This is a genomic window from Paenibacillus pectinilyticus, assembly GCF_001700435.1.
Lineage (GTDB): Bacteria > Bacillota > Bacilli > Paenibacillales > NBRC-103111 > Paenibacillus_E > Paenibacillus_E pectinilyticus.
Genome location: NZ_LYPC01000022.1, coordinates 184,169 through 200,422, shown reverse-complemented (window position 1 = coordinate 200,422; position 16,254 = coordinate 184,169). Strand labels below are relative to the sequence as shown.

16 protein-coding genes are annotated in these 16,254 nt (G+C 40.6%); 7 read left to right on the top strand and 9 right to left on the bottom strand.

Going from position 1 to position 16,254, the window contains the following annotated elements; translation table 11 throughout:
* Positions 1-67: 67 nt before the first annotated feature.
* Positions 68-979, bottom strand: a complete 912-nt coding sequence (locus A8709_RS17195) for a ketopantoate reductase family protein (protein ID WP_065853591.1) — start codon at positions 977-979, stop codon at positions 68-70.
* 148 nt (positions 980-1,127) lie between these two features.
* Between A8709_RS17195 and A8709_RS17190 the strand changes: the two genes are divergently transcribed.
* Both A8709_RS17190 and A8709_RS17185 read left to right on the top strand, forming a co-directional pair.
* On the top strand, positions 1,128-1,679 hold the full coding sequence (locus tag A8709_RS17190; RefSeq protein ID WP_065853590.1) for a TetR/AcrR family transcriptional regulator: 552 nt from the start codon (positions 1,128-1,130) through the stop codon (positions 1,677-1,679).
* 234 nt (positions 1,680-1,913) lie between these two features.
* Complete coding sequence (locus A8709_RS17185) at positions 1,914-2,567, top strand: NAD(P)-dependent oxidoreductase (RefSeq protein WP_065853589.1); 654 nt, start codon at positions 1,914-1,916, stop codon at positions 2,565-2,567.
* A gap of 137 nt (positions 2,568-2,704) precedes the next feature.
* On the opposite strand, the gene A8709_RS17180 is transcribed toward A8709_RS17185, so the two are convergent.
* The 3 genes from A8709_RS17180 to A8709_RS17170 form a co-directional block, all read right to left on the bottom strand.
* Positions 2,705-3,457, bottom strand: coding sequence for an ABC transporter permease (locus A8709_RS17180; protein WP_065853588.1), 753 nt, complete (start codon positions 3,455-3,457; stop codon positions 2,705-2,707).
* A gap of 1 nt (position 3,458) precedes the next feature.
* Complete coding sequence (locus A8709_RS17175) at positions 3,459-4,370, bottom strand: ABC transporter ATP-binding protein (protein ID WP_065853587.1); 912 nt, start codon at positions 4,368-4,370, stop codon at positions 3,459-3,461.
* A gap of 313 nt (positions 4,371-4,683) precedes the next feature.
* Positions 4,684-5,595, bottom strand: a complete 912-nt coding sequence (locus A8709_RS17170) for an aminoglycoside phosphotransferase family protein (protein WP_065853586.1) — start codon at positions 5,593-5,595, stop codon at positions 4,684-4,686.
* Positions 5,596-5,805: 210 nt separating this feature from the next.
* Here A8709_RS17170 and A8709_RS17165 point away from each other — a divergent pair, with 210 nt between their 5' ends.
* The gene (locus A8709_RS17165) at positions 5,806-6,117 is read left to right on the top strand and encodes a hypothetical protein (RefSeq protein WP_208607696.1); all 312 of its coding nucleotides are present in this window, start codon (positions 5,806-5,808) and stop codon (positions 6,115-6,117) included.
* 49 nt (positions 6,118-6,166) lie between these two features.
* On the opposite strand, the gene A8709_RS17160 is transcribed toward A8709_RS17165, so the two are convergent.
* Entirely contained in the window at positions 6,167-7,081 is a 915-nt protein-coding gene (locus tag A8709_RS17160) for a helix-turn-helix transcriptional regulator (protein ID WP_065853584.1), read from the bottom strand.
* Between the two features lie 101 nt (positions 7,082-7,182).
* Between A8709_RS17160 and A8709_RS17155 the strand changes: the two genes are divergently transcribed.
* Both A8709_RS17155 and A8709_RS17150 read left to right on the top strand, forming a co-directional pair.
* On the top strand, positions 7,183-7,647 hold the full coding sequence (locus tag A8709_RS17155) for a VOC family protein (RefSeq protein WP_065853583.1): 465 nt from the start codon (positions 7,183-7,185) through the stop codon (positions 7,645-7,647).
* A 113-nt stretch (positions 7,648-7,760) separates the two neighbouring features.
* On the top strand, positions 7,761-8,330 hold the full coding sequence (locus A8709_RS17150) for a YdeI/OmpD-associated family protein (RefSeq protein ID WP_065853582.1): 570 nt from the start codon (positions 7,761-7,763) through the stop codon (positions 8,328-8,330).
* 32 nt (positions 8,331-8,362) lie between these two features.
* Here the strand turns inward: A8709_RS17150 and A8709_RS17145 are convergent, their stop codons facing one another.
* From A8709_RS17145 to A8709_RS17135, 3 genes are all read right to left on the bottom strand, one after another.
* Positions 8,363-10,309: a PAS domain S-box protein gene (locus tag A8709_RS17145; protein WP_065853581.1), complete on the bottom strand. Its 1,947-nt coding sequence runs from the start codon at positions 10,307-10,309 to the stop codon at positions 8,363-8,365.
* 171 nt (positions 10,310-10,480) lie between these two features.
* On the bottom strand, positions 10,481-11,452 hold the full coding sequence (locus tag A8709_RS17140; RefSeq protein ID WP_065853580.1) for a 2-hydroxyacid dehydrogenase: 972 nt from the start codon (positions 11,450-11,452) through the stop codon (positions 10,481-10,483).
* An 85-nt stretch (positions 11,453-11,537) separates the two neighbouring features.
* Entirely contained in the window at positions 11,538-11,990 is a 453-nt protein-coding gene (locus A8709_RS17135; protein WP_065853579.1) for a VOC family protein, read from the bottom strand.
* Between the two features lie 65 nt (positions 11,991-12,055).
* Between A8709_RS17135 and A8709_RS17130 the strand changes: the two genes are divergently transcribed.
* Positions 12,056-12,784, top strand: coding sequence for a DUF1796 family putative cysteine peptidase (locus A8709_RS17130; protein ID WP_065853578.1), 729 nt, complete (start codon positions 12,056-12,058; stop codon positions 12,782-12,784).
* A gap of 66 nt (positions 12,785-12,850) precedes the next feature.
* On the opposite strand, the gene A8709_RS17125 is transcribed toward A8709_RS17130, so the two are convergent.
* Positions 12,851-13,732, bottom strand: a complete 882-nt coding sequence (locus tag A8709_RS17125; protein ID WP_065853577.1) for an RCC1 domain-containing protein — start codon at positions 13,730-13,732, stop codon at positions 12,851-12,853.
* A gap of 193 nt (positions 13,733-13,925) precedes the next feature.
* Between A8709_RS17125 and A8709_RS17120 the strand changes: the two genes are divergently transcribed.
* Positions 13,926-16,253 carry a YcdB/YcdC domain-containing protein gene (locus A8709_RS17120; RefSeq protein WP_065853576.1) on the top strand — a complete coding sequence of 776 codons (2,328 nt, stop codon included), beginning with the start codon at positions 13,926-13,928 and terminating at the stop codon, positions 16,251-16,253.
* The last annotated feature ends 1 nt before the right edge of the window (position 16,254 follow it).

The following is a 16,254-nucleotide window of genomic DNA, read 5'->3' as shown; positions in this document are numbered from 1 at the left end:
TCTAGAATAATTATAACACTCTGCTCCCTGTTTATTGTTCTACCTAAATTAATAATTACTGAATATGTTATTTCCGATTTATATCATTTTGACTTAAAAATGTCATTAAATCATTTCTCAGTTTCACAATCTCATTGTTAGCACTATTCGCATAATCCGGCAACAGCATATCGCTTACCATTTTAGTTCGCAGCCATATCATAAAGAAAAGATCCAAAAATAAGTTTGGAAATCTAACCACCATTTTAAGCATGGGTGGATCAATTGCAACGCCTGCTATTTGTATTGCCCTTAGATACGCTTTTAAAGTGACTGTTATTTTGCGAGCCGTCTTTCTGGATCTGACTGTTCTTTTGTCCATTATCTTATTCTCAAAATACAATCCGCTCAACATGGCAATATCTGATACAGAATGTGTGATTAGATACGCTTGCATATCCTTTTTAATAACGTAGGGAAGCTTTGCTGTTTTAAATAATTTTGCTAGCTTTTCTATGCGTTCTGTCATTACACCATTCATTTCTCCAAATACAGTTGCTACAATAATCTTTGGTAGATATCGAGCATGCAATACGCCATCTTTGATCTGTCCGCCGAATCCTGGAAAAGCAGGTAAAAGTCGATCCCCTACAATATCCAGCCACGAAGAAAATCCAATTGAATTACTAGTCATCGTAACTATATTTTTGCTTTGATTATCTTTTAGCGCTAATAACGCTGATTCTGACCGATCATATCGAACGGTAACGAAAATAAAATCGTATACATCATCATTTTCGAGCTTATCAATGACTTTCACTTGTATGGATTTAACTGTACCTTTTTCTTTATATTGCAGGCCATTTTCTCTTAATGATTTTAATCGATTAGAACTTGCAAACAGGCTAACATCAAACCCTGCTTCAATAAGCTTAATTGCGTATATGCTCCCGATGACACCTGCACCAAAAATTAAAATTCTATCTTGTTTTGCAGACATTATAACCACCCCTACTTATTAACATTCCCTTTTGATTATCCAACAACGTGTTGTATGATGTGATTATAAATCTTCATTATTTCTTGATCAACCATCAGTTTTGTATTAAGTGTCGGATGATATTCTTATTCGCTAATAGGAGGGAAACATGAAAAAGCAACCCCAACTAACTGAGAAAACAAGACAAAAGTTAGTAGACGTTTTTTGTGAGTTATATAGCCAAAAGCCGATTGAGAAAATTTCGGTTCAGGAAATTGCCAATAAATCAGGATATAACCGCAGCACCTTTTATCAATACTTTACTGACATTTACGAATTGTTAGACTCTGTTGAAAATGACTTATTTAATGAGATGAAAAAAGAATTGGCGAATAAAGAGCTATCGATGCATTCGGTTCAAGATGCGCTTTATTGTCTCGACAATAGAGAACATCTCCTGGTTCTTAATGCCCTTTTGGGTGATTATGGAAGCGCCCGTTTTTTAAAACGCTTAAAAAAAGAAATCACTTTGGATCAATTAGATTTTAACGTTCCGCAAAACCATTCCTTAACGCCATACTTAATTGAGTTTTACCTGACAACTTCCCTTACTTTGTTTCGTCTTTGGATCCAACGTCAAAAGGATTTATCGTCAGAAGAGTTTTTCAAGTTAGTGGAGAACCTCTATTCAAGTGGGATTTCGCCCTATATTAAAGAATGAGCATCAACGTAAAAACTTTCCCAGAATTATCTTGGCACATATACTCTTCTCCGTCCATTTAAAAAATCCCCCTTGCTATGGAGTTAACACCATACTTTATATTTAAACTATTAATTATTGAATTCAGCAAAGATTAGGATAATTACTTTAGGAAGTGATCACAAATTACACAATGATATTTTAATTTATACAAAAGGTGCTTTGATTCCTAAACCCACATTGGAGGATTTGTGAATGGAATTTATAAAATCGACATTTTTAGTATTTGGTGCAACTGGTCGAACTGGCCAGCATTTTGTTTCCATCGCGCTTAAAGAAGGTCATAAAGTGAGAGCTTTGGTTAGGAATCCAGAAAAAATGAAGATTGAAAGTACAAATTTAGAGCTAATCAAAGGTTCTATCTCAGATTATAAGCATATAGACGAACTGCTGCATGGAGTCGATTTTGTAATTTGTATGCTGGGCAACGCTCAAGAACAAAATAAAGGGCTAGTCAATACTCCATTTACTAAGAGGCTTATCCCAGCTATGCGGCGACAAGGCGTAAAGCGTTTCCTTTATCAAGCTGGAGGATTCACGCGTCGATATAAAGAAAGACTTCCGCTTATGACTTGGATTATGAAAAATATATTTGCTAGATATGCCGGCCTTCTTGGTCAGCATAAGGATAATGAGGCAGTAATTGAATTTTTAGTTGAAGAAGCGCAAGATATTGATTGGATTGTACATCGTGCGAGTATCATCTCGGATGGTCCTTCGAAAGGAATATTGAAAAGAGATCGAACAAAGGTTAGTCTTGTAACGTTTGAGGATTGTGCTAGATACATCTATGAGATCCTTAAGGATAATTCTGCAATTCATACTTGCGATTTAAGCTATTATTGCTAACTCCTTCAATTTCACCTATAAAAACAAAAAAACCGCAAGTTATGCGGTTTGAATCGAACTATGTACTTGTGCTCCAAAACCTCAGTTGTAAAGAAGGGCGGCCCAGGCTGGGCAAGCCAACCTGATTTACCAATCGATTAAATTGCTTCCTGTCTTTTCATAATATACGTTGATAGTAACATAAAAACGATCACATAGGCAGCTAGTATAAGTGCACCATTCCAATCTATTGCCGTTCCACCAACCAAATTCCAAGCCCCTTGCCCCAATCGATAAGTAGGTGTGAATTTAGCAATGGTTTGCATTGTGCTAGACATAGAAGCTGACGGAAACCAAAGACCACCCAAAATTGAAAGCCCCATGTATAACATTAGCGCAAGAACCTGGACTGCATCAGCATTTTTGATTGAACCAAGCAACGTGCCTAACGCCATGAACGAGAAGCCGCCAATCCAGATCCAAAGTCCACTTTCTATCCAAACCGTAGAAGAGAGATGAATTCCTTTACCAAGGCCGCCAATAATAAACATCAATAAAACAATAGCTAAGTTAATCAAGCCTTGCGCCACCACTTTAGAAAGGATGTACGATCCAGAAGGTAACGGTGTGATTTTCAGCATGCGAATCCAGCCTTGTGAACGCTCTTTAGAAATTCGTTGAGCAAATGAAGTTAAACCCGCACCTACCACACCGTAAACCGTCATCGACATGAGATAATAAGTAGCCCAATCGGTACCATTTACTTTTGTACCACTATCCATTGTACTTGTAAAAAGAAAGAAGAATGCAACGGGCATAACCACCGAGAAGAAAACAAACCGTTTATTCCGTATTGTCCTCACAATTTCAGCTTTACACTGGGCTATTGTCCCTTTAAGTTTTGTATTCATCCTAAACCGCTCCTTCTAATTCATTTGTATTTTGAACGAGTGCTTGGAAGGCATCCTCCAGACCGCCGCTTTGAATTTCAATGTCACGCATGTCGATATTCCTTTCTATCAGTGCAACAATTAATCGATCCGTATCACTGCTTGCCAGTTTAACTCTGCGCCCGCTCCACTCCACGTTCGCAACTCCAGGAACATCTTGCAACGTTTCTGTTGTAACGGATGGCCCAGCTGTAAATGAGATGACGCGCCCTGTTGTTCCAGCTTTAATCTCACTCGGCGTACCATCTGCCACTAGCTTACCGTTATTGATCACGACAATGCGATCGGCTAAATTATCCGCTTCTTCTAAGTAATGAGTCGTTAATACAACCGTCCGACCTCTTCCGGCCATTGCACGAATCGTATCCCAAAAAAGCTGACGCGAAGTGATATCCATCCCAACCGTAGGCTCATCGAGAAAAATAATTTCCGGATCCCCTGCAGCTGCTAATGCAAAACCTAACCTCCGCTGCTGTCCACCTGATAACGATACCGCCATTTTATTCTTCTCCGATTCTAATCCAGAGATATGGAGTAACTGTTCCAGCGAAAGTGGATTTGAATAATAATTGCGAAATAAATTGATCGTCTCTGCAACCTTCAGATTATCGATTACACTTACATCCTGCAGCATCGCGCCAATTCGATTGCGTACCTTGATATCACGCGGATCTTCTCCGAGCAACTTGACCTTCCCGCTTGTCGGTTGCTGTAAACCAAGAATCATTGATATGGTTGTTGTTTTTCCAGCTCCATTGGGACCAAGCAGCGCCAATACCGTTCCGCTTTCCACATTCAATGACAAATCATCGACTGCCTTTTTGCCCTTATAATCCTTTGTTACATGCTCCAATTGAATGGCTAGATTATTCATAAAGCTCACTCCTCCTCATTTAACTTACCATCATTCAAACTTATCCAAAAAGGAATTCCTGATTTTCCGAGGTTTACATAGCTCTTTGATTGTATCAAAATCCACCAATTCACCTTCCCCTTAATGTATAAATATCAATAAAATATATTACTTCTGATTATAATTCCCTTTTTCTAACATGCCAATATGAAGCTTTAATAGGTATGTATGTCCAAGCAAAACTACCTATAATCTAGTCGTATGCCTTGTCGCCGCCATTAATCTGCCGGTTCCCATGCTCGCGGCCAGCGGAGAGGGGGAAATTGGATACGCCTCAATCTAGAAGTTTGGCAAAACGTTCCGTAATTTGGATGCCTCTCTGCCAATCCGTTCCTCCGTCTTCAATCGTCCAGCACGCCTCCAACACACCTCGCGCCACACCCCACATCGCGATTCGGCGATGATCAAGACCTAGCCGATCTGTCATATTCGCTACCCGATCTCGAAGCACCTGTTGGCAGTAACCACCACGATCCTCGTAGTTCAGCAGATACTGGATCGTATCAAAATGAATGTCGCCGATAATACCTTTGGGGTCAATGACAGCCCATTTCTCTTCACCTTGCTGAAGGATGTTATCATGATGCAGATCGCCATGTAGTAAGAGATTCTCATTTGTGGTCGCGATGAGATATTCCAGACATTCTTCGGCCTTCTCCACCCAACTCAGTGGCAGTGGCCTATCATCTTTCTTATCTTTGAATCGCTCTCGGTATCGCTCAATTGCCATGAAATGCTGCTTCATTGACGGGTACAAGCTGCCCATTGGCGGCGAAAGGTGAAGACGGTGAAATACTTCACAAAAGATGTCTGTCGCATGTGCATCATTCTCAATTGTCGACAACGGTATGCCGGGTTCTGCTCCCTCCAGCAATGCTACTCCCCATTCCTCATCTGCTTCAAGCACATCTACAGCCCCTCGGCCCTTATAAGCGCGAAGAACACTAACTTCTCTAGACAACTCCTTCTTCATAAAGGATGATTTAAGGACGACTTGTTTCCCGTTTCTTTGCGTTCCGCGGAGCACAAAGTTGTATGTTAAATTTGAAAATGTAGCTAGAGGGATAAAGTCGAAGCGCTTTGCACAGTCGGCGATTAGTTCAGGCAGCGCCTCCGACCAGGCAACACCTTGTTCACCGTGGAGTTCGTGCATTCTTTTAATAAATGTATCGGGTATTACAACCATTCTGGAATGTCTCCTTTCAGCCTAGCGTTCACAGTCACCTGGGGCTCTTTTCAAATTGCTCACAAATGCCCACTCCGTTGCATATGGTGGAAGCAATGTACGATCTAAGGCGTATATCCCAACTTTAATTATAAAGGAGATCATCACATGTGGAATAGTTTCCCATCATTCCCCGATAACAGAGTAGGAATTTCAAATATTATACAATGCATGAATAAATGGGTGACCATCCAATTAGACGATGGAACTAATTTGCAAGTCAACGTGACCTCTGCCGACTTCAACTATGCAACAGGATTTTTAACCCGCCAATCTTATAACTCATTAGTTTGTAATGGGACTGCCATTCAAAATTCACAACAGGCAGAGGTTTGCAAGGGACAATGGGTTCAGCTGGTTCTTCCCAATCATATTTCGCTCTCATTTTATTTAACACATTATGATGATCAAATGGTCGGTGGCAGTCTCCACTCACCCGAGCTTCTCGGATTATCCAACCGTGTCACTTCCGTACAATGTTGATTTGTATAAACGTTCCTAGTTAGCTTAACGTTTTTCCATTTAACCTTTTTCAAGAATATTTCTCCACCATACGAATTAAAAAAATACGAAATTCTTCAACAAATGTTTCGGGCTCTAAGACTTTTATATTTGTACCCAGGCTTGCTAAGAATTGAAAACCAATACGGTTTTGAGGAACATGGATGGTGGCTAAGAAATAGTCAGAACTATAGTTTTCAATGCTCTTTCTACCGTACCTTTCAATGAATTGATCTTTAATGCTAGGCGAAATAAACGCTTTAATTGCGACTAATTGCTGCGGTTGATAACTTGCTTCATGTTCTTGTTCCAATGAATAATCTCTTGGGTTAAATGTGTTTTCATCCATTTGATAATGATCGATCCTGGATAATTTAAATGTTCTATATTCCTGGCGATGTAAACAGAATCCCTTCAAATACCAGCTCGTTTCACTAAAATGAAGCAAGTATGGCTCGACAATTCTTTTTGTAGTGGTGCCATTTTTATCTATATAATCAAATGAAACTAACCTTCTCTTTAATATTGATTCTTGGCATATTTTCAAGGTTTGAAGAATTTCTGACCGACCCTCCCACTCATAAAATGACAGATGGATTGAACTTTTCGGAGACAATGGATTAACCATGGCTTCAATCTTTTTTATCGTCACTTCAACTTCTTTGCTAATTAGAATTGACTCCAATCCGCCGAGCGCAGTCAATATATTCTCCAAGTCGGTATTGCTTAAAAGGCGTTTATCAACCTTGTATTCATCCATCATGCAATATCCGCCATTGATTCCACTGATAGAATAGATCGGGATGTTTGATAAACTCAGTGTTTCCATATCACGAAGAATTGTCCTTTTGGAAACGTTAAATAATTGTGCGAATTCTTTTGCTGTAACGACATCTTTTTTCAGTAGTATCATGATAATAGAAATTAATCTCTCTACCTTGTCCATATATCCCCCTCTTTTTCGCTGGTTCATGTAGGAACAGTGACATACTGCTGTCACCTTTTGTGGATTATACTACATTTATCACAAGAAGGAGGTATAACTTAATGTCAGCTATTACATATTTAAATTTTGATGGAGTCGCAGAACAAGCAATTGAATTTTATTCGGAGGCTTTACATGCGAACGAGGTAAAGAAGGTAAAATTCAGCGATTTTCCCCAAGATCCAAACTATCCATTGCCTGAAAATGAATTAAATATGATCATGGAATCTTCAATCGAATTTGCAGGTGGGAAAATCATGATGTCGGATATCCCACCTTCGATGAAGAGTGTAACTGGCGAGTTGGTTAAAGGCAACAACATACTGATTAGTCTCGTTATTGATGATAAACAGACACTGGAAGATTACTTTTCTAACTTATCTGTAGGTGGTTATGTTATCATGCCGTTATCAGCAATGCCTTGGTCTTCCTGCTTCGGTATGTTAGCTGATAAATTTGGTGTTGTTTGGAAATTTAATAGTGACGCAGATAAATTCCTTGATAAAGTTATTTCCAACAAACAGTAACTCGGTAATAAATGGCCTGTTCAATTAAAGGCCATTTTTTATTTTCCATTTATGTAAAAAGATATACTAGGGGAATACGAATCCAATTTGGAAAGGAGAAATTGTACTTATCTATGGAAATCGAAAATTTATTATCCGTACAATCCAGGGAAGATTTAAGGCATTGGCTTCAGAACAACAGTAAGACTGAAAAGAGTTGCTGGGTTATCGTTAGTATAACTCCCCTCCCCGATGTGTTGTTGTATTTGGATGCGGTCGAAGAAGCTTTGTGCGTTGGATGGATCGATGGAGTCAAGAAGAAAATTTCTGAAACGGAACTGGCTCAGAGACTATCTCCTAGAAGTAAAAAAAGTTCATGGACCGAATTAAATAAAGAACGAGTCCGTCGTCTTGAAAAGTTGGGGTTAATGAGAGACGAAGGAAGATGGGTTCTTCCTGATATGGATCCCCATTCTTTTAGAATAGATGAAGAAATCGAACAAATGTTAAAAGAGGAAAAGCAGGTATATGAGAATTTCGTAGAATTTCCGGATCTTTATAAAAGAGTTCGGATCGACGCGATACAAAGTAATCGGAATCAGCCTGAATTATATAATAGCAGACTAGAAAAATTCCTAATAAATACGAGGGAAAACAACATGTACGGTCAGTGGAACGATAATGGACGTCTACTCGATTATTAAATAAAAAAGCCTGATTGCTCAGGCATTTACATTTAAATTTGTTTCAGTTTTTCAAATCTTTCAATGATTTCTGATATCGCGTTAATGCTGATTGGCTTGCTGATGTAAGCATCCATACCCACAGACAGATATTTCTCACTGTCGCCCTTAATTGCGTGTGCTGTCACGGCCACAATGCACGGGCGTTTCTTACCTGTATACATGTCATTGATTAACTTTGTAGCTGTTATCCCATCCATCCAAGGCATTTGAATATCCATAAAGATAATATCATAAGGATAACGCTTGACAGCTTCTACGGCTTCTTTACCATTTGCTACTAGGGTCGCTTTGTGCCCGAGTTTCTCTATCATTTTCTTTAACACAATTTGATTCACGTCATTGTCTTCTGCAATTAGAATTTTCAACGTTTGTTCTGTTGAATTATCGACAATGTTATCTTCTTGAGGCCACATTTCATATTGCAATGGGTCTACAAGATTCGTTTGGACCCGAAAGTTAGCTGTGAACGAGAAAGTTGATCCTATTTGATCATCTGAAGCCTCATGCCAGATTTGACCATCCATGAGCGCAACAAGTTTTTTACAGATAGCTAGTCCTAAACCCGTCCCCTCTGTTCTCCGAGTCATAAAATGATCTACTTGATAAAATGGTTCAAATAAATGACCTGCCTGTTCCTTCGGAACACCGATACCTGTATCCCGGATTGCAAATTGAAGGCGTACCTTATTCAGTTCGTGAGACACCGTATCAATGCTGATTGCAATCGCGCCGTTAGGAGTGAATTTGATGGCATTACTGAGCAAATTCATCAGAACTTGTCTTAACTTCGTACTATCTCCATAAACCAAATTAGGAACCCTAGGACAGACGGATGTCGTGATCTCTAGATTTTTCTCAAGCGCTTTAGACATAACCATATAAAGCGTTTCTGATAAAATATCTCTCACATTCATCGGTTCTTCCATTAATTCCGTCTTGCCGGATTCAATTTTGGAGAAGTCTAGAATATCATTGATAATCGCGAGCAGCGTATCGCCACTCTTTTTTATGATTTTTACATAGTCGATCTGCTCTTCATCCAACTTCGTGTCTAAGAGTACATCTGTCATACCGATAACACCGTTCATAGGCGTACGGATTTCATGACTCATCATGGCTAAAAACTCGCTTTTAGCTTTATTCGTCTTTTCGGCAGCTTCTTTTTCAATAATTAATTTTTTTTGTTCCGTCATATCTTTCGCTATGATGTAAAAGCCCATCGTCTTCGTCTGTATGATGATTGGAGCTAGCGTGACCAACACTTCAACGGAATACCCATCCTTGTGTTGAATATAAGTGATGTTTTTCTCAACTTTTTCGATTTCCACATGATCGTTTAAAGCCAAAAGCAAATGAGTTGCACTTTTTTCGCCAATTAATTTGGACATTCCATTGCCAATTAACTCTTCAATGAGATATCCGGTCATCTGATGCACCATATTATTGCCGTTAATGATAATTCCGTCCAAACCAAAAGAAATAATAGCATCATGGTTGTATTTCTTTAACGACGTATAGCGTTCGATACTTTCCTGCAGCTTTAGTTCTGCTAGTTTATTCTTGGTTACATCGATAAATTGGGTAATAAAATATAAAGGCTTTCCGTCATTGTCATCACGAACTAAAGAAACATGTACATAGGTCCAAACGATATGGCCATTTTTATTAAAATACCGGTTTTCCACCTCATAGGATGGGATGACGCCATCCATTAATTTTGTTAGTAAATCCGTGGTGTTGTTCCTATCGTCAGGATGTCGAATTTCTTCTAGAATAACATCCTTAAATTCTTCTTCCGAATACCCGAAAATACTGCAAACCGTAGGGTTAACACTCATCCATTTCCGATCCAGAGAGATTAAAGCGATCCCAATCGGAGCATTTATATATAAATGTTTAAGTAACGTTTGGGAGTCAATTAACTGTAGATCCTGCATCAACGCATTCCTCCTTTTGAATTAACGCGATAGCAGCCTCCTCATTTCCCTGGGCAGCTACTCATATTTTACCATAAATTGAGTACCTGTCCGTTTTATTTAATGACATACGCATTTTACCATAAAACTTAAAAAAAACCGGTATACGTCATCCGCATACCGGTTTCTCCACTATCTCTTCAACTCATTGACAAGGTTTGGTGGAATTTCACCCTGCAAGCCCTTTACCAAGTTCTTCGCAGCAAGCATAGCCATATCGAAACGCGTCTGATGAGTAGCCGAACCGATATGCGGCAGGGTTACGACGTTAGGCATTTGCAATAATTGGTTATCCGGATCTACTGGTTCTTGCTGGAAAACATCAAGACCTGCTCCGCGGATGCTTTCTGTTTCCAAAACTTCAATTAGTGCTTGCTCATCGACAGTTTGCCCACGGGAGGCATTAATAAAGATCGCGGTCTTCTTCATCAGGGCCAATTCTTCAGACCCGATGATTTGAGTGGTTTCAGGTGTTAATGGCGTCATGACCACTACAAAATCTGACTCTTGCAGCAGCTCCTGCAATGAGTTGTAGACAACGCCTAGCTTGTGCTCGGCTTCCATTTTTCTACTACGATTGTAATAAACGACATCCATATGGAATCCGAACTTCGCCCGTCTGGCAATCGCTTCCCCGATACGCCCCATTCCAATGATCCCAAGTTTAGCATGATGAACGTCTATACCGAAAATACGCTCTTCGCTTCCTTTTTTCCATTTGCCAGCCTTAACGTAAGCATCGAGCTCCGGAATTCTTCTCGCTGTGGCCAAGATAAGTCCGAAGACCGTATCTGCTACCGTTTCATCCAGTACTCCCGGAGTATGAGTCCCCATTACGTCCCTGGCCTTCATAGCCTCTGTATCGAAATTATTGTAACCAACCGAGACATTGCTAACAATTTTGAGCTTCGGTGCATGCTCCAACAGTTCATGATCAATGCTTCCGCCAGAAATTAAAAGTCCATCCGCATCGGATAGCTCCTCTAAAAGCTGTTGGCGAGGAATCTCCTCTTCCCTGTCCCACATCCGATAATCGCAGTGCTGAGCAATGTACGCTTCCACTTCACATGGAACTTGCTTTGCAAGAAATACTTTCGGCCGCATCTCCAAAACTCCCTTCCAGTCTATGCAAGGATCATACCAAAAAATCGATATTCATAGAAGTCTTTTTGCTTTTGTTAGACGTCGCTTATTTTTTACCCATTTGTTCCGCCAAACCGATTAGAATTCCTTCAATGCCACGAATGTAGCAGAGCCGATACGAGTTCTCGTACTGAACCATTTCGCCAACAATCTGAGCACCATACTTAGTAAGTCTGGCTACCATTTCATCAATGTCTTCAACAGCGAACATGACGCGCAGATAACCGAGGGCATTTACTGGAGCTGTTCGGTGATCTGATATCGTAGCTGGGGTGAGAAAGCGCGAAAGTTCAATTCGGCTGTGGCCATCTGGGGTAACCATCATGGCAATCTCTACGCACTGCGAACCCAGCCCGGTTACGCGACCAGCCCATTCACCTTCGACAGTAGCTCGCCCTTCGAGCTTCAAGCCAATCTCTTCGAAGAATGGGATTGCTTCATCAAGGGATTCTACAACGATGCCAACATTGTCCATTCTTAGTAATTTGTTTTTTGCCATAGTTTTATCTCCTTATGTGTACAAATGAATGACATGCTCATGAAAAGAATTTCGGATTATACGGTATGTTTGCCCAAGCGCAAAATTACTATTTGCATACTGTAATTCTACTCGTCATGTGGTGGAAATCGTTTCTTGAAACGGGAGTGAAAGTTATGAAATGGCGTGATTCCTTGGGGGGTTATAAGGCTTACATTAGTCTGGGTTCCACCTGTCAAACAGCATTTCAGCTTAAAAGATTGGGCTTACGAAAATATGCGGGTCCCTTAGATTGGTTTGTTTCCGATTCGATCGACGGAGTGGTGCGTTTGATAGATCATCGTTTCAACGGTTTTATGGAACTTAACCAACTTGAACTCATAGGCACAACCAATGAATGCTTTGTTATTAGAGATAACGCACATGACGTTATATCTTTCCATGACTTCCCTCTTTATCTCAGCGCAGTTCGATGGCAGGAAGCGTATCCCGCGTTTAAACAAAAGCTCAATCGACGCGTAGATCGGTTTTTGAGAATGATTCAAGATCAACCGATTCTTTTTATTAGAACCAATGCGAAAAGAAAGGAAGCAAAGGAACTACACGCAGCATTAAAAAGGTTGAGTCCCAGGAAATTCCATCTTCTGATCGTGAATAACCATCAGGAGGATCGCAAAGACGTGATTTACGAGGATTGGGGACTGAATGGAATTAGCATGGTACTTCTACCAAAGGGAGAAGACTGGAAAGGATCAAACCAAGCTTGGGATCATTGTATGAAAGGCTTCAAATTGAAAGCTTCATCCCTTCGTTGAGTTGCACCATAAAGTGGAAGTGAGGTTGCTCCTAAAACATCACTTCCTTTGATATTCCAAAATACCTTAACCTAAACGCCACTCGCTTACATCACATTGACCATATTCATTATCACCTACAGCAACCACTGTGCCATCTTTTTTAAGGCCTATCGTATGAGCACAGCCTGCTGCTACCGCCACAATATCGTGCCAATCACTTACCTGGCATTGGCCATGCTTATGCCACCCCACAGCAACGACCGTTCCGTCCAATTTCAGACCGATTGTATGATGACTACCTGCTGCTATTGCCACAATATCGCGCCAGCCGCTTACATCACATTGGCCATGCCTATTCAGCCCCGCAGCTGCCACCGTGCCATCTGATTTGAGCCCTACAGTATGCAGGTAACCCGCCGATACAGCCACAATATCGGACCAGCCGTTTACATTGCATTGACCATATCGATTATTACCTACAATCAATACCTTTCCATCCGATTTAAGCCCGACGGTATGCCAGTCCCCCGCCGATACGGCAACCATATCACGCCAGCCAGTTACATCGCATTGGCCTTCATTATTTCGACCCACAGCGATTACTGTGCCATCCAGTTTAAGCCCAACGGAACGACGCCACCCAGCTGCTACCGCCACAATATCGCGCCAATCGTTTACATCACATTGATTATGCCTGTTCCAACCTACGGCGGCCACCGTTCCGTTAGATGTAAGACCGATAGTATGCGCATTACCTGTGTTTGTCGCCATATGAACATTACCAGCCGCAATCGCAACCATGTCACGCCAGCCGCTTACATCACATTGGCCACATTTATTATCACCCACAGCAATCACTGTCCCGTCCGATTTAAGACCAACGGTATGACGGCGACCGGCCGCAATGGTAATTTTGGGAACCCGTAACATCTTAAATGTCTCTTCAATTGGAGATGTGTAATCCATGTTCTACCTCCTTTCAAACTAGACGTATTTTATTGCAAAACAAGTTATGCTAGGAATCCTTTCCCTCTTTATATCAATATTCCAAACTGAAATCAACACTGAGAAATTTCCTATAAATAGAAACTTTTCTTAATTTTAGACGTAAAAGTTAGTGGTAACATTTTCCAAAATACAGATTTAAGGAGTGAATGGGTTGAAAAATAGGAAACAAACACTGAACCTGCTAGGCAAATCCATGCTTATAACAATGACAGGAGTAAGTATTATTGCTTCAAGTGCATTAGCCGCTGATACGAGCAATACGACTACAATCAAAGCGGTTTCCGATACCACAGTTTTAAATCCTGCTGATGCAAAAATTTCGAAAGATCAGGCTGTTGAACGGATAAGAAAACTGTTTCCTGCTTTAAAAGAGGCTTCTGTTGAATCTGTTGATTTCGGAGATCCCAACACGTTCCCTGCACGTAATGAGAAAGTCTGGACCATTCAGTGGCAATTCAAAACAGAAAATGGAAGTTCTGGTTTCAGCAGCAGAGTGGATGCGATGAATGGCGACCTCTTACAAATGTATATGCCTTCACTTAACGATCCGCGCAACACCATCCATTTCCCTCCTAAAATAACGAAAGAAGAAGCGCAGCAGCTCGCGAAAGACTTTATCCTTCAGGCTGCCCCATCAATTGTACCTGATAGTTTGAAGCTAAACGATGATAGTTTCCAAATTCAAGGTCAAATTTCGTTGTTTGGGCCTGTTCAGTATTTTTTCAATTATAATATTATGATGAATGGTGTGAAATTGAATGATGGCGGGGTACAAGTAACGCTAGACGGAGAAGGAAATGTCTTGCAGTTTAATAAAGTGCTTCAATTAAGCAGTTATCCGTCTACGGTACCCAAAATTACGTTGGAGCAAGCAAAGACGTTTGCAAAGGAACATCAATCAGCAGAACTTCAATACATCCCCATTCGTAAGGGCGGAAACAAAATAAAATCCTGGTGGTTAGGATATGTACCTAGTCTTCAACCCATAGATGGACAAACGGGTCAATTTGAAACTCTCGGCTCACCAATCAATGAGCAAGGTACACGTTATGTGCCTGTGCCTAAAACAGTTAATGGATTTAGCCCTATCACGACAAATGGGGAATTAACCGCTGAACAAGCGGCACGAATCGCGGAACAAGCCTTCCCTTTACTAAAAGAAAAAAAGCTTCTACAAAATTCCCAGAGTGAAGATTGGAACGGCGATCATCAAAAAGTCTGGACACTATATTGGGGAGATGGAGAACTTCGAATGGGGCCTGGATCATACAGAGCTACTGTAGACGCCAAAACCGGTATTATTCTCAATTACACGTCAGACGTCTATAGTCCTTACCCATCTACTGCTAAACCATCATCGAATGAACCCGCTATCTCGAAGAATGCAGCACAGCAGCGAGCTGCAGAAGTGTTAAATCTGATTTATCCAAATGCTAGTGAAGATTTAAAACAGATCGATTATCACAATAGCCTTGATGTAACAACGGGATCATCTGCCCAATCACAGTATTATTCATTTATTTTTCAAAGATTTTATCAAGGGTTAGCCGTAAGCGGCGATACGGTTAACTTAACCTTAGATTTACAAGGAAATGTGAGTAACTATTACTCCAATAAGACAGTTTTAGATGATAAAGTTATGACTGCTTTGAAAGCAAACTTAACAAAGGAGCAGGCACTTGCTCAAATTTGGGATTCTACGAAACTTGAGTTACAAATAAATACTTTTGGTGGATTCACGAACAGTAATACATATGAACAACCGATTGCTAAATTGGACTACAATCAAGTATTGAAAGGCACAACCTTGAACTACACAGCACTGGACGCGACTGACGGCACATGGAGATCTATATGGTTAAATCAGAATTCATCCTCACAGGCTTCCATGAAGCCAACCGATATTTCTGGCCACTGGGCACAACAAGACTTGGAAACAATGATTCAATATCATGTCCTTACTCCGGATGATGCGGGTAAGCTGAACCCAGACCAAACGATTAAGTATGGAGATTGGCTGACAATGATGGCTACAGCCCTGACGCCCCAATATAAAAATTTCTATAATGGAAACAGAATGGATAAGCCATTATTTGCCGATATTACTGAAAGTAGTCCATATTTTGATGCCATCCGTACATTCATACAACAAAAATGGCTCGATGCGGATGCAAATGGTCTTTTAAACGCAGATCAAGAATTAACACGGGAGGCTTTGGCAACCTCACTGATCCATATTCTTAAATACAATAAACTAACGAGCCTCTTGGCTCCTACCTTACCTGGATTGCCTTTCACTGACAGCAATTTGATTACGAACAAATCTGACGTCGCTATGGTTGTTGATCTTGGGATTATGGAAGGAACGAATGGCGCATTCGAGCCGTTAGCTAAAGTCAGCAAAGCGCAAGCAGCGATTGTCCTTATGCGTCTAGCTCACTTACAAGGGAAGCTTGATCAAACCATAGGGCAACCATAGA

What these genes read in the sequence shown, in the direction of transcription:
- A8709_RS17195 (WP_065853591.1), bottom strand. Translation starts at nt 979, where the DNA reads ATGTCTGCAAAACAAGATAGAATTTTAATTTTTGGTGCAGGTGTCATC.
- A8709_RS17190 (WP_065853590.1), top strand. Translation starts at nt 1,128, where the DNA reads ATGAAAAAGCAACCCCAACTAACTGAGAAAACAAGACAAAAGTTAGTA.
- A8709_RS17185 (WP_065853589.1), top strand. Translation starts at nt 1,914, where the DNA reads ATGGAATTTATAAAATCGACATTTTTAGTATTTGGTGCAACTGGTCGA.
- A8709_RS17180 (WP_065853588.1), bottom strand. Translation starts at nt 3,457, where the DNA reads ATGAATACAAAACTTAAAGGGACAATAGCCCAGTGTAAAGCTGAAATT.
- A8709_RS17175 (WP_065853587.1), bottom strand. Translation starts at nt 4,370, where the DNA reads ATGAATAATCTAGCCATTCAATTGGAGCATGTAACAAAGGATTATAAG.
- A8709_RS17170 (WP_065853586.1), bottom strand. Translation starts at nt 5,595, where the DNA reads ATGGTTGTAATACCCGATACATTTATTAAAAGAATGCACGAACTCCAC.
- A8709_RS17165 (WP_208607696.1), top strand. Translation starts at nt 5,806, where the DNA reads ATGAATAAATGGGTGACCATCCAATTAGACGATGGAACTAATTTGCAA.
- A8709_RS17160 (WP_065853584.1), bottom strand. Translation starts at nt 7,081, where the DNA reads ATGGACAAGGTAGAGAGATTAATTTCTATTATCATGATACTACTGAAA.
- A8709_RS17155 (WP_065853583.1), top strand. Translation starts at nt 7,183, where the DNA reads ATGTCAGCTATTACATATTTAAATTTTGATGGAGTCGCAGAACAAGCA.
- A8709_RS17150 (WP_065853582.1), top strand. Translation starts at nt 7,761, where the DNA reads ATGGAAATCGAAAATTTATTATCCGTACAATCCAGGGAAGATTTAAGG.
- A8709_RS17145 (WP_065853581.1), bottom strand. Translation starts at nt 10,309, where the DNA reads ATGCAGGATCTACAGTTAATTGACTCCCAAACGTTACTTAAACATTTA.
- A8709_RS17140 (WP_065853580.1), bottom strand. Translation starts at nt 11,452, where the DNA reads ATGCGGCCGAAAGTATTTCTTGCAAAGCAAGTTCCATGTGAAGTGGAA.
- A8709_RS17135 (WP_065853579.1), bottom strand. Translation starts at nt 11,990, where the DNA reads ATGGCAAAAAACAAATTACTAAGAATGGACAATGTTGGCATCGTTGTA.
- A8709_RS17130 (WP_065853578.1), top strand. Translation starts at nt 12,056, where the DNA reads ATGTTTGCCCAAGCGCAAAATTACTATTTGCATACTGTAATTCTACTC.
- A8709_RS17125 (WP_065853577.1), bottom strand. Translation starts at nt 13,732, where the DNA reads ATGGATTACACATCTCCAATTGAAGAGACATTTAAGATGTTACGGGTT.